This window comes from Ensifer sp. KUDG1, from assembly GCF_050434285.1.
In the GTDB taxonomy this organism is placed as follows: Bacteria; Pseudomonadota; Alphaproteobacteria; order Rhizobiales; family Rhizobiaceae; genus Ensifer.
Map to the genome: position 1 here is coordinate 101,902 of NZ_JBNDIG010000004.1, position 23,384 is coordinate 125,285.

At 60.5% G+C, this 23,384-nt stretch carries 19 protein-coding genes; 8 read left to right on the plus strand and 11 right to left on the minus strand.

Going from position 1 to position 23,384, the window contains the following annotated elements:
• Position 1 precedes the first annotated feature (1 nt).
• The 5 genes from M2267_RS13070 to M2267_RS13090 all read right to left on the minus strand — a co-directional run bounded on the left by M2267_RS13070 (position 2) and on the right by M2267_RS13090 (position 6,283).
• Positions 2 to 895: a carbohydrate ABC transporter permease gene (locus M2267_RS13070; protein WP_429114899.1), complete on the minus strand. Its 894-nt coding sequence runs from the start codon at positions 893 to 895 to the stop codon at positions 2 to 4.
• On the minus strand, positions 888 to 1,820 hold the full coding sequence (locus M2267_RS13075; protein WP_429114900.1) for a carbohydrate ABC transporter permease: 933 nt from the start codon (positions 1,818 to 1,820) through the stop codon (positions 888 to 890). The genes M2267_RS13070 and M2267_RS13075 overlap by 8 nt, the downstream gene beginning before the upstream one ends.
• A 72-nt stretch (positions 1,821 to 1,892) precedes the next feature.
• Positions 1,893 to 3,197, minus strand: a complete 1,305-nt coding sequence (locus M2267_RS13080) for an ABC transporter substrate-binding protein (RefSeq protein ID WP_429114901.1) — start codon at positions 3,195 to 3,197, stop codon at positions 1,893 to 1,895.
• A 40-nt stretch (positions 3,198 to 3,237) separates the two neighbouring features.
• Complete coding sequence (locus M2267_RS13085) at positions 3,238 to 4,236, minus strand: LacI family DNA-binding transcriptional regulator (RefSeq protein WP_429114902.1); 999 nt, start codon at positions 4,234 to 4,236, stop codon at positions 3,238 to 3,240.
• Between the two features lie 472 nt (positions 4,237 to 4,708).
• Positions 4,709 to 6,283 carry an arylsulfatase gene (locus M2267_RS13090; protein ID WP_429114903.1) on the minus strand — a complete coding sequence of 525 codons (1,575 nt, stop codon included), beginning with the start codon at positions 6,281 to 6,283 and terminating at the stop codon, positions 4,709 to 4,711.
• 666 nt (positions 6,284 to 6,949) lie between these two features.
• On the opposite strand from M2267_RS13090, the gene M2267_RS13095 reads away from it, so the two are divergent.
• The 7 genes from M2267_RS13095 (at position 6,950) to M2267_RS13125 (ending at position 16,426) form a co-directional block, all read left to right on the plus strand.
• Complete coding sequence (locus M2267_RS13095) at positions 6,950 to 8,725, plus strand: tetratricopeptide repeat protein (protein WP_429114904.1); 1,776 nt, start codon at positions 6,950 to 6,952, stop codon at positions 8,723 to 8,725.
• 382 nt (positions 8,726 to 9,107) lie between these two features.
• Positions 9,108 to 10,853: a tetratricopeptide repeat protein gene (locus M2267_RS13100; RefSeq protein WP_429114905.1), complete on the plus strand. Its 1,746-nt coding sequence runs from the start codon at positions 9,108 to 9,110 to the stop codon at positions 10,851 to 10,853.
• Positions 10,854 to 11,058: 205 nt separating this feature from the next.
• Complete coding sequence (locus M2267_RS13105; RefSeq protein WP_429114906.1) at positions 11,059 to 11,331, plus strand: hypothetical protein; 273 nt, start codon at positions 11,059 to 11,061, stop codon at positions 11,329 to 11,331.
• 75 nt (positions 11,332 to 11,406) lie between these two features.
• Positions 11,407 to 12,393, plus strand: a complete 987-nt coding sequence (locus M2267_RS13110; protein WP_429114907.1) for an HAD family hydrolase — start codon at positions 11,407 to 11,409, stop codon at positions 12,391 to 12,393.
• Between the two features lie 25 nt (positions 12,394 to 12,418).
• Positions 12,419 to 13,780, plus strand: coding sequence for a DUF3300 domain-containing protein (locus M2267_RS13115; RefSeq protein WP_429114908.1), 1,362 nt, complete (start codon positions 12,419 to 12,421; stop codon positions 13,778 to 13,780).
• 21 nt (positions 13,781 to 13,801) lie between these two features.
• A complete protein-coding gene (locus M2267_RS13120; RefSeq protein ID WP_429114909.1) occupies positions 13,802 to 14,842 on the plus strand; it encodes a DUF2950 domain-containing protein in 1,041 nt (346 codons plus the stop codon).
• A 351-nt stretch (positions 14,843 to 15,193) separates the two neighbouring features.
• Positions 15,194 to 16,426 carry a hypothetical protein gene (locus tag M2267_RS13125; protein WP_429114910.1) on the plus strand — a complete coding sequence of 411 codons (1,233 nt, stop codon included), beginning with the start codon at positions 15,194 to 15,196 and terminating at the stop codon, positions 16,424 to 16,426.
• 55 nt (positions 16,427 to 16,481) lie between these two features.
• Here M2267_RS13125 and M2267_RS13130 read toward each other — a convergent pair whose 3' ends face one another.
• Entirely contained in the window at positions 16,482 to 17,453 is a 972-nt protein-coding gene (locus M2267_RS13130) for an autotransporter outer membrane beta-barrel domain-containing protein (protein ID WP_429114911.1), read from the minus strand.
• A gap of 108 nt (positions 17,454 to 17,561) precedes the next feature.
• Here M2267_RS13130 and M2267_RS13135 point away from each other — a divergent pair, with 108 nt between their 5' ends.
• A complete protein-coding gene (locus tag M2267_RS13135; protein ID WP_429114912.1) occupies positions 17,562 to 17,864 on the plus strand; it encodes a hypothetical protein in 303 nt (100 codons plus the stop codon).
• An 893-nt stretch (positions 17,865 to 18,757) separates the two neighbouring features.
• On the opposite strand, the gene M2267_RS13140 is transcribed toward M2267_RS13135, so the two are convergent.
• The 5 genes from M2267_RS13140 to M2267_RS13160 are packed head-to-tail and all read right to left on the minus strand — an operon-like array spanning position 18,758 to position 23,316.
• The gene (locus M2267_RS13140; protein ID WP_429114913.1) at positions 18,758 to 19,285 is read right to left on the minus strand and encodes a chromate transporter; all 528 of its coding nucleotides are present in this window, start codon (positions 19,283 to 19,285) and stop codon (positions 18,758 to 18,760) included.
• The gene (locus M2267_RS13145; protein ID WP_429114914.1) at positions 19,278 to 19,859 is read right to left on the minus strand and encodes a chromate transporter; all 582 of its coding nucleotides are present in this window, start codon (positions 19,857 to 19,859) and stop codon (positions 19,278 to 19,280) included. Before M2267_RS13145 ends, M2267_RS13140 begins: the two co-directional genes overlap by 8 nt.
• Entirely contained in the window at positions 19,849 to 21,477 is a 1,629-nt protein-coding gene (locus tag M2267_RS13150; RefSeq protein ID WP_429114915.1) for an ABC transporter ATP-binding protein, read from the minus strand. Before M2267_RS13150 ends, M2267_RS13145 begins: the two co-directional genes overlap by 11 nt.
• Complete coding sequence (locus M2267_RS13155; RefSeq protein WP_429114916.1) at positions 21,474 to 22,397, minus strand: ABC transporter permease; 924 nt, start codon at positions 22,395 to 22,397, stop codon at positions 21,474 to 21,476. Before M2267_RS13155 ends, M2267_RS13150 begins: the two co-directional genes overlap by 4 nt.
• 1 nt (position 22,398) lies before the next feature.
• Positions 22,399 to 23,316, minus strand: coding sequence for an ABC transporter permease (locus tag M2267_RS13160; protein WP_113554695.1), 918 nt, complete (start codon positions 23,314 to 23,316; stop codon positions 22,399 to 22,401).
• Between the last annotated feature and the right edge of the window lie 68 nt (positions 23,317 to 23,384).

The window sequence follows — 23,384 nt, forward strand, 5'->3', positions numbered from 1 at the left end:
GTCAACCTTTCACGGCGGAGCCGACGAACGAACTTACGAACCAGCGCTGGAAGGCGAGGTAGAGAATGAGGACGGGGATCATCATCAGAACGGATGCGGCCATGGCGCGGTCCCAGTAAATGCTGTCCTGTCCGAAGAAAGTGGCGATCGCGACCGAGATCGGCCGGGCATAATCGGTCTGGGTGACGAGCGTCGGCCAGAGATACTGGTTCCAGCTCTCGATCCCCATCAGGATCGAGACTGTCGCAAGCGCCGGCAGGCTGAGCGGCATGTAGATCGACCGGTAGATGCGAAACGCCGACGCCCCGTCCATCTCCGCCGCTTCGTAGAGCTCCTTCGGCAGTTGCGCGAAGAACTGGTAGAACAGGAAGACATAGAGCGGGCTAGCCACCCATGGCAGGATCTGTACGGCGAACGTATCCGTCAGTCCCGCTCGCGACATCATCACGACGAGCGGCATGATGATGCTTTCCTGCGGGATGACGTAGAGCGCGACCACGAGGGCAAGCAGGATCGCTTTGCCGCGAAGCGTCCCCCAGGCGAGCACGAAGCCGGCCATGGAATTGATGATCAGCCCGGACACGACGGTGACGACGAGGATCACCAGCGAGTTGATGAGATAGCGACCATAGGCAAGTTCGCCGGAAAAATTGGCGATCTCGCGGTAGTTCGACAGGGTCGGGTCGGCGACCCAGAAGGCGCGGAAGCTGCCCATGTCGGCAAGGATGCGGAAGCGGTCATCCTTGAGGCTGGCGATCAGCAGCATGAAGAGCGGCGAGATCATCACAAGCGCGATGATGAAGATGCAGACGGTCTGGACGATACGCAGGCCGGTCTTGCCGTTGCCGCGGGGGATCGCCAGCGCAGCCGGCTGGCTGAGAACGAGATCAGACATCGAAGCGCCTCAGGAGTTTGCGCTGGAGAAGCGCGATCAGAAGAACGATGACGAAGAGAATGACGGAGACGGCGGATGCATATCCGAGCTTCTGTTCCTCGAAGCCTGCTCGCACCATGTAGTGCACCACGGTCTCCGTGCTCTCCTTCGGTCCGCCCTGGGTGAGGATCGCGACCTGCGTGTAAAGCTTGAAGGCCTGGATCGTCGTGATGACCAGCACGAAGACGTGGGTCGGACGCAGGCCCGGCATGGTGACATGCCAGAAGCGGCGAAGCGCGCTTGCGCCATCGATGCGGGCCGCATCGTAAAGCTCCTCCGGAATGCCCTGCAGGCCGGCGAGGTAGATAATCATCTGGAAGCCATAGGCCTGCCAGGCCGAGAGCAACACGATCGAGAACATCGCCCAGTCGGGATCGCCGAGCCAGTCGATCGGCTGGATCATGCCACCGGAGAGGAAACCGACGATCTGGTTGAGTGGGCCGCTCGGATACTGAAAGAGCGTGCCCCAGATCACGCAGACGACAACCATCGAGGTGATCGCCGGCAGGAAGAACATGCCGCGCAGAAGGTTCTGCATCGGCAGCTTCTGGTGCAGCAAAAGCGCTGTCACGAACGCAAGGCCGCACTGGACCGGCAGCACCCACACCGTGAAGCGCGTGACGTTCCAGAGCGACGTCCAGAACAGCGGATCGCTGAACACCCGCTGGAAATTCAAGGGGCCGACAAAACGCACCGGCGTCGGACGCGGCACCAGCGGCTGATTGGTCATCGCCGTCCAGAAAGACAGAAGAAACGGCGTGATCAGGAAGACGGCGAGCAGCAGCACGGCCGGTGCGATCATCGCGACCTCCTGCCAGAACCGCTGCCGGTCGCGCCGCCTGGCGGGGCGCGGCAGCGCGGTCGCGGACGTCTGTTGCAAGGTCATGGTCTCCTCCTCATCGCTCATCCTCCCGAGATGGCGCAGGTCCGGCCAGCGGGACGGCCCTGCGCTTTTCGCCTATTGCTGCTCGTCGAACGGCGGATAACCGGCGTTGTCCTCGATATCCTGGTCAATCTTCTTCGCGGCAGCCGTCAGCGCCTCCTGCGCGTCGCCGCCGTTGAAGATCTTGTCGACCGCCTGCATGAAGGCCGAGGTGATCGTCGGATAGGCCGGGTGCGGCGGACGGGCGACGGCGGTCTTCGAGGCCTGCTCGAAGGCGACGGCGAGCGGCCCGCCGTCCGCGTAGAGCGGGGATTCAGCGGCGAAACTCTTCAGGCCAGGATAGGCCGACTGGGTCTTGGCATAGTCGCGGTAGTCCTTGTCCTTCAGAAGGAAGCTCAGGAATTTTCCGGCGGCTTCAGGATTTTCGGAGCTCGCGGAGATGCCCCAGATCCAGGTGCCGTTCGGGCTGACGCCCTTGTCGCCGATCTTCGGCAGCGGCATGACGACGATATTGTCCTTCATCGCAGCGGCGGCTTCCGCGTAGAACCAGTGCCCACCCATGGCAAGCGCTGCCGGCTGGCCTTCTGCATAGAACTGGTTGGTGCCAGACGAGGTGGGAACGACCCAGCCGTTTTTCACCCAGGTCTGCATCATCGTCAGCGCCTTGACGCAGGCTTCACTGTCGAGCGTACCGCTCGCCTTCCAGGCCTTGCGATCGATCAGGTCGCAGCCTGCACTTTCAAGCAGCGGTCCGTAGGCATAGGTGATCCACTCGGTTTTGATGCCGTATCCGCGGAACGTGTCGATCGGCCACTTCACGCCTTCAAGCTTGGAGAGCTTTTCGAGATAGCCTTCAAATTCCTCGCGCGTCCAGGCATCGTCGACGGATTTCGGAATGCGTGCGCCGATGGCTTCGAGATACTTCTTGTTGCCGTAGAGGACGACGGAAGAGTCCGTGAGGCCGATCGCATAGAGGTCCTTGTCGATCGGATAGGTGCCCTGGGCGATGTTCGAACCGGTCATGTCGTCGAGCACATCCTTGTCGACGAGCGGCTTGATGGGCTGCAGGTAGCCCGACCAGACGTAGTTGGCGAGAAATGGCGCGTCGAGTTCCATCACGTCCGGCAACTGCTTTGCCATGACGGCGGCGCTGAACTTCTCGTTATAGGCATCGTGCGGCGCGTAGATCATCTCGACGTCGATGTCGGGATTGGCTTCCTCGAAGCGCTTGGCGACGTCGCCATAGGCTTTCACCCAACCCGGATCGCCCTGGTGCATCACATGGATGACGGATTTCGCCTCGACGAAACCCGCACTCCACAAGAGTGCAGAAGACGCGAAAAGCGCACTAAGTAAACGATTACCCAAATAAGTCGTCATTGATCTTCTCCTCCTATTCAATTCGACAGAATGTTGGTTGCTAGACCGATGCCCGCTCGACCAGATGAAACGGCAGCTTTCGCAGATGCGGCGGCTCAGGCTCCCCTGCGAGCAGGATCTCCATGGCCAGGCGGCCCATCGCGCGGTGCGGCAGGGCCATTGTCGTCAGCGGCGGATCCAGCCGCGAGGCCAACTCGACCTGATTATCGAAGCTGGCCACCGCAATGTCGTCCGGAATCCGCAGGCCGGCGCGCGCAAGGGCCGCATAGACTTCCATCGCGACACGGTCATTGCCGCACAGGATCGCGTCCGGTCGCTGACCGGTGGCCAGCAATGTCTCGATATGCGACGCGACGAGGCTCGGGGCGCGATCGCTGTAAACGCTGCGGCGCACGGCCGGAAGCACAGAAATCGGTTTGACGCCTGCCTCGTCAAGGGCGGCACGAAAGCCCTTTTCCCGGAGCTTCCCGGCAAGGATGCCCGGCAGGTTGATGAAGGCGATGCGGCGGCGGCCGGAGGCGAGCAGGTAACGCACGATCTCCCGCGCCCCACCCTCTTCGTCGGGCACCAGTGACGTGACGCGGCCTGAGGCCTCGCGGCAATTGATCATCACGCCGACGGAGCCCGCCAGTGCCGGCGGCAGGTCGACGTCCTTGTGGTACATGGCGGCATAGGCGACGGCACGAGGCCGGAACTGCTGCACTTCGTCGACCACCGACCCGACCGACTGTCCGCTGCTGTGGTTGACCGCAAACACCGCCATGCCGGCACTGCGCGCCGCACCATCGAGCCCGCGCACGATCTCGGTGGCGAACGGCGACGTGATCAACCCGTCGGAAACGACGCCGACCAGCGGCAGCCATCCCTGGCGCACACCGCGCGCGGCGAGATTGGTTACGTAACCCAGTTCCTCGGCGATCACCTTCACCTTCTGGCGCGTATCCTCCGACATGCGCGCTGACCCGCCGTGCAATGCGCCGGAGACTGTCTTCACCGAGACGCCCGCACGCTCCGCTATGTCAGAAAGCGAGATTGCCATGATTCTTACACGACCTAACTTGGGTTAACGATTACCCTATATTTTGAACGGCGGCCTTTTGTCAAGCCCACCGCGCGCCCCATGCCAGTGCCACTCGATACATTATGCGATCCTGTAGGCACAAAACGGAAACAAATCCGGCACGGCGCCACGCCGCGCACTTCTAAAAGATCAGCCGTTCAAATCTGACTTCGAACGGCATTCATGTATTGATCGGTTGAAGTCCATTCGCGCGGGTTTGGCGTGCGACCGTTGAGACCTTATGCTGCGTCGGTTTCGGCTTCGTAGTGCGCGAGGATTTCGGCGCCGGTGGTGATCCAGACGTCATCGCGTGCGGCGTTTGCTGCCCTTCGACGGACCATCAGCCCTGCCAGCGGGGGTCTGTTTGTCGCTCACGTCGGATCCAGCACGAAGGAAAGAAAAAGCGCCACCTAAATGATGGCGCTCTAAACTCGCGGAGTATTGGCTGTCGTTAGTTTGCGGCCATCGAGTCGAACGACTTCTTCAGAGATTCCTGGATCTGATCGATCGAGAAGCTCGCAGCCCGCTGGGCCGGTGGATAATCTTTGAATGTCCCCAAAAACTGGCCAGCCAATGCTTGGGCCGGCACCAACAAGTAAGCATGATCAAGGACCCAATCGTAGTAAGTATTCGACGTTACGTCGGCCCGTTCATAGGGATCAGCCCGCAGATCGAAAATCTTGGGAACACGGAGTGGAGTGAAAGGCTCCGCCCAAATGCGTAGTGTCCCGGTCGCACGCTGCTCTGCAAAAACGATCTTCCAGTTCTCGTAGCGCATGGCGACCATGTCGCCATCGTCATTGAAGTAGAAGAACTCCTTGCGCGCGCTCTGGTCGGCTTTGCCGGTGAGATAGTCGAGCTGATTGTAGCCATCCAGATGGTTCTTGTATTGTTTGCCGGCGATCGTTGCTCCTTTCAGCAAGCGATTCTTGATGTCGTTATCGCCGGCTGCTGCCAACAGCGTCGGAAACCAATCCAGTCCTGAAAAGATGCCCGTGGCAACTGATCCCGGCTTTATTTGCCCGGGCCAACGGATCATTGCCGGCACGCGGAAGGCACCCTCCCAGTTGGTATTCTTCTCACTGCGAAACGCTGTGGTGCCGGCGTCCGGCCATGAATTTTGATGAGGGCCATTGTCAGTGGTGTAGATCACGATCGTGTTGTCTGCCACGCCGAGTTCATCGAGTTTGTTGAGAATATTCCCAATGAGTTTGTCGGTCTCAACCATGCCGTCTGCATACTCAGTAAGTGCGGTCAGACCAGGTTTGCTGCGATTTTCGGGCCGGACATGAGTTCGAAAATGCATACGCGTCGTATTCATCCATGTGAAGAACGGCTTCTTGGCTTTCACCTGGCGATCAATGAAATCAATTGCGGCCGCGGAAGTTTCGTCATCCACGGTCTCCATGCGCTTTTTCGTGAGGGGGCCGGTATCTTCGATCTTGCCATCAGCGGAAGCCTTGATCACACCGCGCGGCCCGAATTTTTTCCGAAACTCTGCGTCCTGAGGATAGTTAAAGTTTTCCGGCTCCTCTTCGGCGTTCAAATGATAGAGGTTGCCGAAGAATTCGTCGAAACCATGCGCCGTGGGCAAGAACTCGTCGCGATCGCCAAGATGGTTCTTCCCGAACTGGCCAGTCGCATACCCCTGGTCCTTAAGCGCCGAAGCAATCGTCACGTCCGAAGCTTGAAGGCCCACGTCCGCGCCTGGAAGGCCAACCTTCGATAAACCCGTGCGCAAGGTGGACTGTCCGGTCAGGAAAGTCGAACGGCCCGCCGTGCAGCTCTGCTCGGCATAGTAGTCGGTGAACTTCAAGCCTTCATTTGCGATCCGGTCGATGTTAGGGGTGGTATAACCCATCAGACCAAAGCTGTAGGTGGATAGGTTTGTTTGGCCGATATCGTCACCGAAGATGACGAGAATGTTCGGCTTTTCTGTCGGTTGCTCCTGGGCGTAGGACGGCAAGGCTGTCGTCAGCGCACTTGCTGCAAGCAGCAGGCCGCAAACCTTGGCTTTTATTCGCATCTCAAGCCTCCAATATCTTCGGCGGACGCCGTGTTGTCCGCACGGTCCCTGCGGCCGATCGACGTTCGCCAGACTGGTGAAGGGCGGGTCGGCGAAATTTTCAAGAGCGACGCACACGTTGACCAAATGAGACCATGCCCGGTGGAAGAGAGCAGCCCCGTTCGCGCCTTGTCTAGGTACGAACATGTGCGAACATGTTGCGAGATACGCGTGCGTGCACGATAGCCGTTCACCAACTTTGCCCGTGATCCGCCTGCATTTACCGCGCCTTCAGCGACGCGAATGACCGTCGGACCTGACCATCTGGGTCAATCGATGCTTGATAGCGACGCCGGCGCACGTGGGATCGAGAACGTGCCGCGCATCTCACCAAGCGCGGCCGGATGCCAACCGCCAGTGATCAGCGCCGACTAACTTCCGAATGCGCTCGATCAGTCCGTTCAGTCAAGCCCCCCCGCACTGAGGTAGAATTGTACCCACCCGGAATTCAGATTTGACGCCGACGGGGGACAGGTGGATGCCGCGTCCGAAGTGAGAAAGTGTCAGCGCAGTTGCGCAAATTTACAGTTACGTACTTATCTTAGCCCGCTAAAACGTGAAGATGGAGAGGGTGGCGCTGATCGCCCAACGCAGTGAGTGTACAAGCAGCGTCTTGCGAGGAACCTCATGACGTCGAACTTGGCCGATGCAATAGTTCTGGGTCCTATCGAAAAGCAGGTGCGCGACGAACTCGATCGGATCCTTGAAAGCCCGGGTTTCAAATCGACGCCTCGTCGCAGGAAACTCCTTAAGTATTTGGTCGAGGAGTTTCTGGCAGGCCGCGACAGTGGTCTCAAAGGCTACACGATAGCCACCACCGTGTTTGGTCGGGACGAGAGCTTTGATCCACAAACCGATCCGGTTGTCCGCCTAGAAGCGCGTCGGCTCCGCCATGACCTAGACACTTACTATGTTTCCGCCGGAAGAGACAATCCTCTTAGGATCACCGTTCCCAAGGGACAATACACACCGGTAATCGAGTGGGCGCAGGAACCCCTTTTGCCCGGGCCAGACTCGTTGCCTGGCACCCTGCCCCGGCAGGAACATCATAACGGCTCCGAGCGCGCTGAACTTAAGCCGAGATTGAAGAGAGGATGGCTCCTCGCAGTCGCACTTTTCGGCTTAGCCGGTGTACTCAGCGTATCTTCCGTGCTGTGGTATGTGAACGGTAGCAACGGGCGTGCATACACTCGAGGTCCGGCGCTTACTGTGCTCCCGTTCTCTACCGACGGCCTCACGGCGCAACAGTCGGTGATCGGGCGGGGCATCGCTGACGCAGTGCTGACTGGATTGAGCCGTTTCCCCGATCTACGCCTTTATGTTCCAGACGCCGTGGAAGAGGCAACCGTGGATCCGATCGAGATCGGGAACCGTCTCGGACTGACATACGTGTTGGATGGTAGTGCACAATTGCCCCCTGGCTCGAATGCCTTGCGCATCACCGCCCGCCTTCTGGAGGTCAGTACGCGGCGGGTCGTTTGGATCGGAAAATACGAACGCAGCTATACGGGAGGCTTCCTTCTGGGGGTGCAGGACGAAATTGCTGACGCGGTCGTTTCGACCGTAGGGCAACCCTACGGCATTATCCGAACCGAAGACAGCCGCAGACTGCCGGAGACCCTTTCCCCGAGTATCACCAGCTACGAATGCGTACTGCGAGCCTATTCCTACCGACGTTCACTTTCTTTCCAAGCTTACGAACCGTCCCTTGCATGCCTCGAGCAAGCGGTCAAACAAGATCCATCGTACGCCGAAGCATGGGCAATGCTCGGATGGCTGCAAATGGACGCGGGGCGTTTCGGCTGGACACCTGATGGAGACACCCAGGCGGCGTTAAATCTTGGCCTTGCTACAGCGCTTCACGCCAACGCGGTCGACCGAAACAATATCGCCTCCCTGAAGGCCCTCGGTTCCATCTACCATTATTTGGGGAAGTTCGAGGAAAGCGAGCGGGCGCAAAGGAAAGCGTTTGAATTGAATCCGAATGACCCAGACACGATGGCCCAACTGGGCTGGAGACTGGCTGTAAGGGGCCGCTTCGACGAAGGGATACCGCTCCTTAAAAGGGCTATCGATCGGTCCGTAAATCCACCCGGGTGGTATTATCACTTGATCGCGGTCGACCACTACCTCCGCAAGGAGTACGAATCCATGCTGCAAAGCGCAGTCTCTGCAACGGCTGATGGTTCAGGCATGAGTTGGTCTTTTGTGGCAATCGCCGAAGGCGCGTTGAATAACGAGGCTGGAGCCAAGCGAGCACTGCAGAAGATGGCCGACCTGTCACCGCGAATGGCGCGGGACCCTGCAGTTATCTATCGGCAAGCGCAAGCAACCGCGACAATAGTTGATGCGCTGATGGAGGGACTGGTACGGGCCGGATGGGAGAGGACACCCGCACCTTAGCACTTGCCGGCTTCGTGCGGCAGCTGAGTCAATGAAGAAGATCTACCTAAATATTACATGGCTACCGAAATTTTGTATGCTGTTGAGGTCCGACGCGTCATTCGCGCTCAACGCACGACCCTATGCGCGACAAACCTGGACCCGATCTGGAGATTGTGATCTTCCTTCAACCGTGAGCGATTGGCCTATGTATCGCGCGGGATCACGAACTTCCAACGACACCTCATCCGGCGCATGAGAGCCAGCAGCAGCTATCTTCCGATAGACTGTCCAGCACGCCTCCCAATCTCATTTTGATTATTCACCTTGCCGCGACTCTCGCATAGAGTTCGCCTGAATATGCACTCTCTTTGGAGTTGTCGGCAGACGGGAGCAGCGCATTATGGAAGACGGAGATAGTAACGGCTCGGCTTCTAGCGAAGTTGCTGAACGTGACGCACGTGCGGCACTCGAATCTATGCTTGCGGACGAGCAGTTTCGCGGGACTGAGCGCCATCGAAAACTTCTGCGGTATGTGGTGGAAGAATTCTTTTCCGGCCGCAGACAGGTCAAAGCGTATACGATTGCAGTCGATGTTTTCGGCCGACCAACCTCTTTTGACCCGATGATCGATCCGATCGTGCGTGTCGAGGCGGCAAGACTCCGCGCGGCCCTCAGCCAGTATTACCAGTCCGCTGGCGATGAGGTCGCGATACGCGTCGAGCTCGCGAAGGGAAATTACGTTCCTCGTTTTGTGAGACACAGCTGCCCGATCCCTTCTGAAGCTCCAATTGTTCCAGTGGAAGTCAGAAGCGAAGCGCAAGAATGCAACGAGAATGCTCCAGTTATGCTTCAGCCGGCGCGCCGCATATCGGGCGGCTTCCTCGCAAGCGTCGTCCCAGCGCTTGCGATAGTGGCCGGAGCTCTTCACCTTACCGCTGGCTCATATTCGTCGTGGGACTCGCTTCTTTCAACTAAGCCGACGATTGTCATCGACGTTTCCTTGCCAAGTGGCGCCGTTGGCCAAGATCCGAGCAACGTGGGCCGTAATCTTGTCCACGCGCTGTCGCACTTCTCTGCTGTGCAAACCTTAATGCGAGTGTCAGCGGCGGGCGATATGGCGTCAAAGCCGGCGGTGAAACGGCCTGCAAGCAAGGAGTATAAGCTCACGGTAACCTACAGTATTGGCGTTGAGGAACATCGGCTCTCGTGGCAGGTCGTGGAAACGGAAGGCAATACAGCGCTAAGAGCGGGCACCGCGAAGGAGAAGACCGACAGCGGCAACGCAAGGGAAGTTCAGGAGAAATTGTTGGCCCGGCTGGCGCGAGCGATCGCCGGAGAGGACGGCGTGATCACCAGCCTGGAGGCGGCGCGCCAGCGAGTGACGCCGACGATTGGTTCAGGGTGCGTGTCCCTTGCGTATGTCGCAATGGCACAGTTCGATAAGAAGGGCCTGGCCTCGGCGCATGACTGCCTGGACCAATCGGTTACATTTCGGGCGACCGACCCGGACGTCCTTGCAAGCTTGGCCTTGGTATTGGTGGCGACGGGAGACGCAAGGGTCTCGCGGACCGTGGCAGCGCGGGCGCTGAAGCTCGCGGACAAGGCGGTAGCACTCGCTCCGCGATCAAGCCTGAGCTACGTCGCCCAAATGCAGGCACGCTTCGCTGCTGGTGAAAGGGAGGCCGCCTTCACGTCTGGTCGCCAGGCTGTAGTTCTCAATCCTCTCGATGACACCATTCCCGCGAGCCTTGGCCTGCTGCATTTTGTCAGCGGGCAATATTCAGAAGGCGTGCGCCTCGCGCGGCTAGCCCAGGTGGGCTGCGAACCGTTGCATCGCGACGCAGCACTTACCCTTGCACTCGAAGCCTATCGAAGCGGCAGATATCGCGAAGCGCTCACAAATGCGCGTCAGCTCGCAAATCCCGCAGATACTGCGGGCAGCGTCCTACGCGTCGCAGCGGCCGGTCAGCTCGGTTTGACACGAGAGGCGGCCGCCGCCCTCAACAGGGTTCGTTGGAATATGGGTGAGTCACCCCGGTCCATAGAGAGCGAACTTACCGCTCGCGGTTTCGCACCTGGCCTGATCGCTCTTCTCAATGACGGACTCCGCAAAGCCGGCGTCCATGTCTCCCGCATGCAGCAATAGCTTGCGACATCGAGCCCGAGCCCAATCTCTCAGTTAACCAGATATCCTGACCGAGAGTCAGATAGCATTGACCGTGGCTCCATGAGAGGAAGAATCTTGCCCATGGTGCCTCCGGAAACATGTTCGTACATGTTCGCACCTTCCATCCGGTCGATAGCCAGCGAAATCTTTGTTCATCGAGGGGTACCAAATTTGGGATTCCGTCATGTCGGACCTATCCACGGTGGTCGAACATTTTCAGATGCACGAACTGACCATCCGACGACTCTATGGCCGGATACCGGAGTTTAGGAGTCTCTGCGAAGACTATGCGACAGCGAGAACTGCCCTGGAACGCTGGCGAACCGACGAGCAAAAGCTGCACGACTTCCGACTGCTCACTGAGGAGATTGAAACAGAAATAGAAGAGTTCATCCAAGGCGCGCTGAGTAGATTGCGGGAGAACCAATCTGGGGACGGAAAACAAGACCGCGATTAGCTCAGACTGCCGCAGTTTGACTGCCCGTGCTGACGCTCGCCAATACCATTCACGCCTATACCTGGAGACCGGTCCATGAGCTTCGTAAAACAATTGGCGGCATTGACCGCTTTGTCCCTGACGTTCGCATCGTCAATTTCCAGTGCAGACGATCTCCCGTCGTGGAAGGACGGTGCGACGAAACAGGCAATCGTCGATTTCGTCTCGCAGGTCTCTACTGAAGGCAGCAGGGGCTATGTCGCGCCCACTGAACGCGTGGCGGTGTTCGACAATGACGGTACGCTATGGGGCGAACATCCAATGTATGTTCAACTGGCCTTCGCACTCGACAGGGTCGAATCGTTAACTCCGAAGCACCCGGAATGGAAGGACGTCGAGCCCTTTAGATCCGTGCTTGCAGGCGACGTGGCAGGTCTCGCAGCATCAGGCGAAAAAGGCCTTGTCGAGTTGGTGGCCTCCACGCATGCCGGCATGACAAGCGACGAGTTCGCGAAAGTCGCCGGCGATTGGATTGCGTCCGCGAAGCATCCGAAGACGGGAGCGCCCTATACCAGTATGGTTTACCAGCCGATGCTCGAACTCATTTCGTATCTGAAGGAAAACAAGTTCGAGGTCTTCATCGTCTCAGGTGGAGGCATTGAATTTATGCGGCCCTGGACGGAAGAGGTCTACGGCATCCCGCCGCAGAATGTGGTCGGCTCCTCTATCACATCGAAGTACGAGGTGAAGGACGGCAAACCTGCGATCGTGCGACTGCCTGAGGTCGACTTCGTGGACGACGGACCGGGCAAACCCATCGGGATATATACCCATATTGGGAAGCGGCCGATCGCGGCCTTCGGCAACTCCGACGGAGACTTCCAGATGCTGGAATGGACGACCTCGCGGGCAGGCAAGAGTTTTGCCCTGATTGTTCATCATGACGATGCAGAACGTGAGTTCGCCTATGATCGAGAATCTCATTTCGGGCGGCTCGATAAAGGCCTCGATGAAGGGCGCAAGCGTGGTTGGACCATCGTGAGCATGAAGAACGACTGGAAGCAGATCTATCCAGATCGATAGGTGAAACATGCTCGGAGGAAACTTTATGATCCGGAAAATGATCATCGCGCTCGGCAGCGCAGTGACGATACTGGCTTCATTGCCCATTACCGCCGTCATGGCACAGCAGACGGCAAGTGCGCCTGCCGCTGAACAGCAGACAGCACCCGAGCCGCTCAGCGACGATGAGCTCGAGGTGCTGGTGGCGCGCATCGCGCTTTACCCGGACGAGTTGGTGGCACTCATTTCCGCCGCCGCACTCTATCCTTTGCAGATCGTCGAGGCGGAACGGTTTCTTGAGGCTCGCGAGAACAAACCCGACATGAAGCCGAAAGACGACTGGGACGGCAGCATCATATCGCTGCTGAACTATCCGCAGATCGTCAAGATGATGAGCGAAGATCTCGAATGGACACAGTCCTTCGGCGACGCCATCGCCAACCAGCAAAAGGATGTGCTGATCGCCATCCAGCAATTGCGTGACGAGGCAGTCGCCAAGAACATCATCAAGTCCGACGACAAGGTGAAAGTGGTGCAGGAGGGCGACAACGTCGTCATCCAGGCGGCCAACCCGGAAACGATCTACGTGCCACAATATCCGCCGGAGATGCTCTACGAGCCGAACTATGCGCCGGCGCCGATCGGCTACTATGACGAGCCCTATCCCGCCTACTGGTATCCGGGTGCGGCTTTCTTCGCCGGCGCGGTGACGGGTGCGGCCTTCGCCGCGATCGTCGACTGGGATGATTGGGGTGTCTGGGGCGGCCGCTGGAACGGCGGCGACATGGACATCGACTGCAACAACTGCTTCAACAACATCAACGGCAAGGTGAAGTGGAACGACGTCGACTGGAAGAACGTCGATCGCAGCAAGATTAACTTCAATCGTGACCAGCTTCAGCATTTCGACCGAAACAGCATCAAGAACAACATCAAGGCGAACGGCAACAACAACCTGCGCAACCGCGCCGCAGAGATCAATCGCGACCGGCCGAACGCACGGCCCGGCGGAGGTGGCGGCGGCCAGATCAGGGATGTGCGCAAGAGCACGCTCGACGGGCTGAAAGCGCAGCAGAGACCGGCGGCTCGGCCCGGCGGCGGCGGTGGCGGTCAGGCGATCGCCAAAGCCCGCGCTGGGGACGGAAAGCCGAGCATCAATCGCCCGGGCAACAAGCCGTCGCAGGTCAACCGCAGCGGTGGCAAGAAGAAGATGGCGGCAAAGGCGCAGAACCGGCCGAAGAAGCCATCGGGCCTTGGCAATGTCAATTCCGGACGGCGTGAGGTCGCTTCGTCACGCCGCGGCGGGCAAAGCCTTGGCGGTGGTCATCGCGGCGGTGGGCGGCCACAGATGAGCCGTGGTGGCGGCCGGCCGCCGATGCACCGCGGCGGCGGCGGCCGCAGACGTTGATCGGATCACAGGAGAACGACCATGACAAAGCTCTTCAATTCCCTTCTCCTGGGATCAGCGATGGCGCTGGTTCTGGTAGCGACGCCGATCGGCTCCGCCTATTCGCAGGACAAACCGCCTGCCGATAAACCTGCTGGCGATCAAGCTGCCGGCGCTCAGCCTGCAGGAGACCAACCGTCGGCCGATCAGCCGCCGGCGGACCAGATGGTAGGTGGGCTGGATGCCTATGCCGCCGCAGAAGACCCGCCGGTCTTCGACGATCCGGACAAAGCCATCGGCGAATTCAAGGCCAGGCTGGCCGCGGATGATTTCGACGGCCTGGCAAAACTTTTGGGGCTGAATGCCGAGAAGCTGAAAGACAGCGAAGGGGTGAAGGATACGTTCGCTCTTATCCGCGAAGGGGCAGCCCGCAATGTCGTCGTTCGCGATCTGGAGGGTCGCAAGATCCTGCAGATCGGCGACCGGCTCTGGCCCTTGCCCTTCCCGCTCACCAAGGGCGATGACGGCAAATGGGCCTTCGATACCTATGTCGGACTCGAAGAGATCGTCAATCGTCGCGTCGGCGAGAACGAGTTGCAGGCGATCGACACCGTCGAAGCCTATGTCGATGCCCAGAAGGAATACGCATCCGAGGATCGCGATTCCGACGGCGTGCTCGAATATGCGCAGAAGCTAATCAGCACGCCCGGTCAGACCGACGGTCTCTATTGGCCGGCCGACCAGGGGGATGGCGAGAGCCCGGTCGGAGACGCGATCAGCGAGGCGGCGCTGGAAAAGGCCCAGACCGGCGAAGGTTACTTCGGCTACCGTTTCCGCATCGTGAAGTCGCAAGGCGACAACATTGCCGGCGGTCGCTACGACTATGTCATCAACAGCAACATGATCGGCGGCTTTGCGCTGATCGCCTGGCCGGTCACCTATGCGGAGACGGGCGTGAAGACCTTCGTCATCAACCAGCAGGGCATCGTCTACGAGCGCGACCTCGGGCCGAGCACGGAAGCAATCGTCCCCTTCATCGACCGTTTCGATCCCGACGACAGGTGGGCGGTTGTTGCAGATTGACGGTGGCAAATTCACGTTTCGCGCTATTTTCGAGGCCGTCCGCGAAAGGGCTGAGTTTTTCTTGGCGGGCTAATCGCGCACAGGCTTGGCGGCACCACGGGGCAATAAGCATGACTTGTCAATCGAGCTGGACTTTGCAGCGGAGGGTGAAGCCGTCATCAGGGCAGATCCCTCCCGCGCGCCGGTTTCAACGATTTCGCAGTCGCATAATCTGACCGCCGCGGCCATGCGCGGAGACAGCCAAGGCAGCTCCAACAATATCGGGAACGGGCGACTAGACGTAGAGCGTTAGCCTGGACGGGTCCGGCAGGCACCTCGAACGACAACTCACAGTAGGAAGGATTGACGCTGATGAGTGACCCAGCACGATACGACAGTGCTGTCCCCGTTGAAACGAGCAACGTGGCTACACCGCCTCAAGCGGATAAGATCGCCGAGTTTCTCGCGTCCCATGGCGGCCCGTTCTTCGAGCTTCAGGCACGGCTTAAGCTGTTGCGTGCGAACGCGCTGCAGTCGGGAATGCGGGCTTTGCTTTTCGTCGCGCTTGCCTGGGGCGTTCCCTTTCTGCTTGGCCTGCCCGACAGCCTGTCGATCGACCATAGTCAGGGCGCCTATCTAACCGATCCGGGCGTCTGGGCAAAGTTCTTCATTGCCATCGCCGCCTTCGTGCTGGCCGAGCAGCAGGTCGAACGCGGGCTGCGCATCAAGCTCGGACAGTTTTCGCGCGCGCCGCTCATCGCTCCGACCTCGATGCCATCAGCCGCGCGCGCGATTTCCAACGCGCTGAAACAGCGCGATTCCGGGCTGGCGGAAACCGTCTGCCTGGCGCTCGCCGCGGTCGCGGCGCTGCTTTCCTTCCTGAACTTCCACACGACAGACGCCTCGTTCTGGGCCGTCGAACATACGGCCGAGGGCAACAGGATTACCGTTCCCGGCTGGTGGTCGATCTGCGTCAGCCTACCGCTCTTCGTCTTTCTGTTCCTGCGCGGCGTATGGCGGCACTTCGTCTGGGCGCGACTTTTGCGCAAGATCGCTCAACTGGAGCTTCGCCTCGTCGCCGCCCATCCCGACGGCAAGGGTGGCCTCGGCTTTCTGTCGCAATATCCGAACGCCTACATGTTCTTCGTCTTCGGCATGAGCGCGGCGATCGCGGCAGCGGTCATGAAACACCTGCTGCAGGAGACGCTGTCGATGACGACGTTCAGCATGATCATGAGCGGTTGGCTGGCGATCGTGATCGCCTTCTTCGCCTATCCGTTATCGGCCTTCTCCAAGCCGCTGGCACGGCTGAAGGAAACCGGGCTGCTGATGTTCGGCGTGAAGGCGACCCGCTTCCAGCGCGCAGCAGAGCGCAAGGTCCTCGGCCGCAACGTGGCAGACGACGCGACCGAGGAACCCGACGACGACGTGGCCGACCCCGGAAAACTGTTCGACGCGACCAAGAAGCTTTCGACCATGCTCATCAGCCGCGACGCCGTCTTGCCGGTCGCCGCCGCTGCCCTCATTCCCTTCGCCGTCGCAGGCGCGACAAGGCTGCCTTACAAGGAGGTATTCTCGGTTTTGAAGAAGCTGCTGCTACTTTGAGATCATGCGCTCGGTCGGATCGCAGTGAGCCGAAGTTCACCGCCCCTCCCGCCAGCTAGAAGCTCCAGGAAATGTGCAGCTTGCCTTCCCAGACATCGAGATCGTTATGACCGAAGCTCAGATAGCCGCCGGTCGCTTCGATCTGGAGATTGTCGTTCACCAGCATTCTGAAGCCCGATCGCAGTGAGAACGACCATGGCGAAGGCGTTACTTCCGACAGGTCTCCGGTCAGAATCTTGCCGTCGTTCGGCCGCTCGAACTGGTATTCAGCGCCGAGCTCGGTGAAGACCAGAAACGGCTGCCCATCCGGCATGCGGAATGTACGACTGACCTCGGTCGACAGATCGAGAATGCCGTAGTTGAAGCTGTCGCCGGGAAGGGTAACGCTGACGGGCGTGTTGAGGATGCGCCCCGAAAGGTCATAGGCCTCGCTGTCGATATGCGACCAACTGACCGACACCTTGGGGCGGATCAGAGAGGCATCGACCTTGTATTGGCCATGCAGAGAGATTTCGCCGGCAAGGCGTTCCGAATCCTGTTGGCCGCTCAGCACGCTAAGGTCGATACCATTGTTATAGCGCCCATAGGTCAGCGATCCGTCGACCGCCCAGTGCTTCGACAGGCGATAGGCCGTATACGGGCCGAAGCTGAAGCCGTTGGTATCGATGCCCAAGGTGCCGTCGAACGCATCGGTTGAACTGTCCTCAAGGGAAACAGTCATGCCAACGACGAGGTTGTCGGTGATCCGGCGATCGAGACCCATCGTCAGCGAGCGGGCCAGCGTGTCGCTGTCACGGTCGTAACGGTCGTCGGAAATGTCAGCGAACTGGATGTCGGACCAGAAATTCCAGAGGGAAGGCGCCGGCAAGTCGCGGCCTGGCGTCAAGGGCACCTGAGACGATCCGCCTGCGCTGCGGGCGGCGGCCTCCTCGGCCTCGAGGTCCCGGCAGATCGGCAGATCGCGTTGCTTCCTGGCGTCGGACGATCGCGGGTCGATACAGGTGTCCGGTGCTCTGGCTGGGACCACGCGGCCGCCTTTGAGCGCGGTCGGGGTGCGCGGCTTGAACCCGGAAAAGACCGGTTGCGGGCCGACGTCCGGCCGACCATCCGGCCAGTCGAAACTCGGGAAGACAGGTTGCGGTCCAACGTCGGGCCGGCCATCGGGCCAGTCAAAGGCTGGAAAAACCGGTTGCGGGCCGACATCCGGCCGACCATCCGGCCAATCGAAACCCGGGAAGACAGGCTGCGGTCCGACATCTGGCCGGCCATCGGGCCAGTCGAAGCCTGGAAAGACGGGTTGGGGGCCGACATCCGGGCGGCCATCGGGCCAGTCGATGTTCGGGAGGATCCCGCTGCGCACCTGGTTCTGAGTGTCGAGCAGGCAGGGCTTTCCGCCTTAGAGGTCATAGAGCTTGTGCGTGCCGCCATTGCCGTTTGAAACGACCGGTGAAAGCGAGAGGTGAAGGCCGCGTCTGGACTTATTCCAGCTATCGACCGTTTGATTGCCCTGCGCCGCCTCGAGGCCGAAAGAGCCGGCGCTCGTTCCCGAAATCCAGACAGAGCCGGTGCCCCCTTTGGTGTTGCCGAGATAGCCAAGGCCACCGCGGGAACTGCAGTTGGCCGCGATGGCATCGCCGGATATCCAAAGGCTACCCAGACCAACGATTGCCGCGGCCAGAGAAACCCGCCCGATACTACTCACTTGCCCCCTCGAAACGAGCGTCGCATGAGACGCATCGCCAGGCGCCGCCGACCTTCGTGCTCCGAGAGCCCCCGGCTCAAATCACAGTCTTTCCCAACCCTTGACTAGCGCCTACCCCAGATATTGAGGGGGCCGGACCATTATTGCGCCGTCTCGGCACTTGAGCATGCGCTCTGAGACTGGTGGCCATTTGTGTTGCTCGGCGCGAGCTAACGTCGTCTGGCGTGAATATCGCATGCGATCACGGAAAACGGTCTACAGATCTGTCGCCTTGATAGGAAGCGAACTGTAGCCACGTGTCTGCAGCGCGGCATGAAGGATAGAGCTTCTGCAATCCGGTCTGCTAAAGACTCACGCATGACTACAACCATCTCTTCGTCTGACGGTGACGGTTACGCCTCTCTCCTTTCCCAGTTGAAGAAGCGTATCCGATCAGCGCGCCACAAGGCAGCCGTTACTGTCAACCGAGAACTCATTCTGTTTTCGCAGACATCTAAGCCGATACTCACCGAGTCAGGGCGTGCCTCACGGTGCGTTGAAGAATAGCCTTGCTCAAACTGGGCAGATGCGGATTTGGATACCACGCCTCTGATTTCGAGAACCGAAGCTCTCGATCCGATGAGGAACCGTCATCCTAATAGCCATCCGGCAAACCCACCACCGGCAATGATCAGCGGGATCGGCATGCGTGGCACTCCCGTCACCGCAGCAGCGGCGGCAGCCGCGGCAGCCGCGGTGAAACCGACAGCGCCGGAGAGTTGTAGTATCGAGAGCACGCCGGCAATGATCAGTCCGGTCCCGACCGGCGCAAGGCCTTCGCGCATGGCACGGTGCCAGGCTTTTTCGCGGTGGGCGCTCGTCAGCCTGAACACTCCATAGCAAAGCAAGGAGGACGGAACGAAGAGCGCAAGCGACGCGACCACCGCCCCGCCCCAGCCGGCAATCTTCCAGCCGACCAGGGTGGCGAGCATGGTTCCAGGGCCGGGAGCGGCACGCGAAATCGCAAACAGTTCGACAAACTCGCGAGAACTGAGCCATGCCCGTGCCCGCACGACCTCACCTTCCATGCCGGAGATGATGCTCGCGCCGCCGCCGATGGAAATCAGCGAAAACGGAATGAAGACGGCGAGCAATCCGAGATAGGCATCGTCACGCATCGGATTTGACACGCCTCCAGCTGAGCGCAACGCTGATCGGCGCGATGACGGCTGCGACCAGCAGCAACGGCAGCTTCAGGACCGCGACGCCGATCGCCGTGGCTGCGACGATGGCAAGACCGGATGCATGTCGGGCCGCTCGCCGCGTGCCTTTCCAGCAGATGACGAGAAGCAGGCCGCTGGCGCTTGCCGCGACGCCGGTCAATACGCCCTCGAGCTCAGCCAGGTCGTGAACCCGGTCGACGATCGCGCTCATGCCGATTACCGCGAAGAAGGGGCCGACGAGGAAGCCGAAAGCAGCCGCGATCGCGCCAAGGGGACCACGCAGCTGCTCCCCCATGCAGACGACCAGGTTGACGACGTTTGCGCCCGGCAACATCTGCGAGATCGCCAAGCTGCTGACAAAGTCATCTTCGCTGATCCATCCGTGCCGCTCCACGAATTCGCGGTGCAGCCAGGCGGACAGGCCGCCGCCGAAGCTCAGCACGCCAATCTTCAGGCAGACGGCGAAGAGCGCCGGCAGGCTGGCGCGCCGATCGGCACGGTCGTGTTGCCCTTCGTTGTCAGGCCGCATTCGGAAGCTGTGCCATGCTCGCGGAGAGGAGCCGTTTCGTATAGTCGTGCTGCGGATCACCATAGACCGCCTCGGTCCTTCCCTGCTCAACGATGCGGCCGCGATACATCACCACGACCTCGGTCGCGAAATCGCGGACCAGCGCCAGATCGTGAGCGATGAAGATGTAGGACAGCCCGAGCTCACTGCGCAGCTGCTTCAACAGGTCGATCACCTGCGCCTGGACGGAAACGTCGAGCGCCGAGACCGCCTCGTCGCAGACGATGATTTCGGGCTTGAGAGCAAGCGCGCGGGCGATCGCGATACGCTGGCGCTGGCCGCCGGAAAACTGATGCGGATGCCGATCGATATGATCGGCGTTCAGGCCCACGCGCTCGAGAAGACCGACAACCTCGTCACGCCATTCGCTCTTGGGTAACACGTCGGAATGGATCGCCCAGGGTTCGGAGACGATTTCGGCGATGGTCATACGCGGGTTGAGGGATGCCGTCGGATCCTGGAAAACGAACTGCATGCGGCGGCGGACCTTGAAGGTCTCAGTCGGACTCATCCCATGCAGGTCGCGCCCATCGAAGCGGATCGTACCGATTGTCGGCCTGTCGAGGCCAAGCAGCATTCTCGCCAGTGTCGATTTTCCAGAGCCGGATTCGCCGACGATCCCCAGCGTTTCGCCGCTGCGCAGCTTGAAGCTCGCATCATCGACGGCGCGGATCGCTTTCGGTCCGGCTTGCGCCGCCTTGCCTGGCTCGACGCCGTAGATCCGGGAAACCCCGTCGACGTCCAGCAGAACCCTGCCCTTCGCTTCACACGTGTTTGCTTCGAAGCCATGACGGCCCGGCATCGCGTCCAGCAGTTTGCGCGTATAGGGGTGCTCCGGCGCGTTCATGATCGCATGAGCCGTGCCCGCCTCGACGATCCGCCCGCCCTGCATGACGACGACCCGATCCGCCACCTTTTCCACGACACCGAGGTCGTGGGTGATCAGCACCATGCCCATGCCGCTTTCGGCCTGCAACTGCTTGAGCAGCGCCAGCACCTGCGCCTGAACGGTGACATCGAGCGCGCTCGTCGGTTCGTCGGCGATCAACAGCTCGGGCGCAAGCGCGATCGCCGACGCGATCATGATGCGCTGCCGCTGCCCGCCGGAGAACTGGTGCGGATATTGGCGCGCCCGGCGCTCCGGATCGTCGATGCCGACCTTGGCCAGGAGGTCGATGACGCGGGCATGGGCCGTGGCCTTGTCGACGCCGTGGACGCGCAATGTCTCGGCGATCTGCCAGCCGATCGGGTAGACGGGGTTGAGGGCCGCCAGCGGATCCTGGAAGATCATCGAGATCTTCTTGCCGTTGATCGCCCTGCGGTCTTCGCGCGAGGTCTTCAGAAGATCCCGGCCGCGATAGAGGATCTCGCCACGCGAGATCACCGCCGGCGGCGTGTCGATGAGGTCGAGCACGGCGGACGCGCTGACGCTCTTTCCCGAGCCGCTCTCGCCCAGAATGGCGAGCGTTTCGCCTGGATTGACCGACCAGCTGACATCGTTGACCGCATGCACGGTCCCCGCGCGGCTCGGAAATTCGATGCTCAGATTGCGGATTTCGAGAAGGGCCTGCTCAGTCATCGTGCACCTGCTGAAGTCTGGAAGCGCCAGCGTTCGACCGGGTCGGTCACCAGCCGGAGCCAATTCGAAAGGAGGTTCAATGCCATCGTCACAGTCATGATCGCGACGCCCGGCCAGAAGGAAAGCCACCAGGCGGACCCAAGGTAGTTGCGGCCGTCGGCCACCATCAGCCCCCATGTCACTTCGGGTGGCTGGATGCCGATGCCGAGAAAGCTCAGGCCGGATTCGACCAGCATGACGAAGGCCATTTCGAGTGCTGCGAGGTTGATGACTGTCGGCATCACCATGGGGGCGATGTGCCGGAACAGGATGCGGTTGGTGTTCGCGCCCATGGCAAGGGCCGCCGTGACAAACATCCGCTCCTTGATTTCGAGAACCTCTGCCCTGACGGTCCTGAGGAAGATCGGAATGCGCGACACCGCCAGCACCAGAATGACGTTCTCGACGCCGGGATCGAAGACGAACAGCACGATGACCGCGAGCAGCATCGAAGGGAAGCTCATGATCGCGTCCGCCAGGCGCAGAAGGGTCGCGCTTATCCACCCGCCCTTGTAGCCGGCGACGAGCCCGAGCGCGCCACCGATCGTCATCGACAGGAGGACGGCACTGCTGGCGATCAGGATGGTGTTCTGGCTGGCGACGATGATGCGGGCGGCCAAGCTGCGCCCGAGCGCATCCGCGCCGAGCACGAACATCCAGCCTTTGCTCAGCGAGAACGGCGGCGCGTTGCGCGCCATGAGGTTGACGGCCCGCGCCTGGTCGGCCATCAGCCACGGTCCGAAGATCGTGCAGAAAATGACGATGAGCAGCAGGATGGCTGAAACGAAGGCAACCTTGTCCTGCCACAGAAGCGCGGCGATCTGCCTTGCCGCGGCAGATCGGGCCGCAGGTTTCGCCTTGGCCACCCGTGGGGCGGCCATCTCAGTTATACCGGATGCGCGGGTCGACGAGGGCATAGGTGATGTCCACAAGGATGTTGATGATGAAGACGGCAAGCGCGGTCACGAGCACGGCGGCCTGGATGACGGCGAAGTCGCGGAGCATGACGGAATCGATCATCAGCTTGCCGATGCCGGGAAAGCCGAACACGGTCTCGACGATGACCGCGCCGTTGACGATGCCGGCCGCCTGGTCGCTGGCAACCGTGATCACGGGCAGAAGTCCGTTGCGCAACGCGTGCACGAAAACAATCGATCGCGATCCGACGCCCTTTGCCCGCGCCGTCTTGATGTAGGTCGACGACAGGGCCGTCATCATCGATGTCCGAACGACCTGGACGAGCACGCCGGTCGGGCGCAGCGTCAGGACCGCCACCGGAAGGACCCAGTGCAGAACCGTTCCGGTACCCGATGTCGGCAGCAGGCGCAGCGTGACGGCAAACACCAGTACGCCGACGATCGCGACCCAGAAGTTGGGGGTGCTGGCGCCAAGCAGCGACACGAAGCTGGCAAGCCGATCAAAGAGCCCGCCTGGTTTGAAGGCGGCAAGCGAGCCGATGACGACGGCCAGGGTAATCACCAGCGGCATGGTGACGGCCGCAAGCATCAGGGTCGTCGGAAAGGCCTGAAGAACGACGTCGAGCGCCGGCCGCGAGAACTGCAGCGATTGGCCCATGTCGAGATGCATCAGGCCGGCCATGAACCGGCCGAACTGCAGATACAGCGGATCGTTGAAGCCGAGGCGCTCGTTGAACTCGTGCCGGATCTCGGCGGACGCGTCCTGTGGCAGATAGAGGTCGGCGGGCGAGCCGGTCATGCGCGCCAGGAAGAACACGAGAATGATCAGGACGATGAGCGAGAACAGGCTCTGCAACGATCGCTTGAAGATAAATGAACCCATATCAGCTCCTCCGCCGGATGTGGATTGACGAACCGCCCCGGAACCGGACGGAAACCCGCGGCACCGGA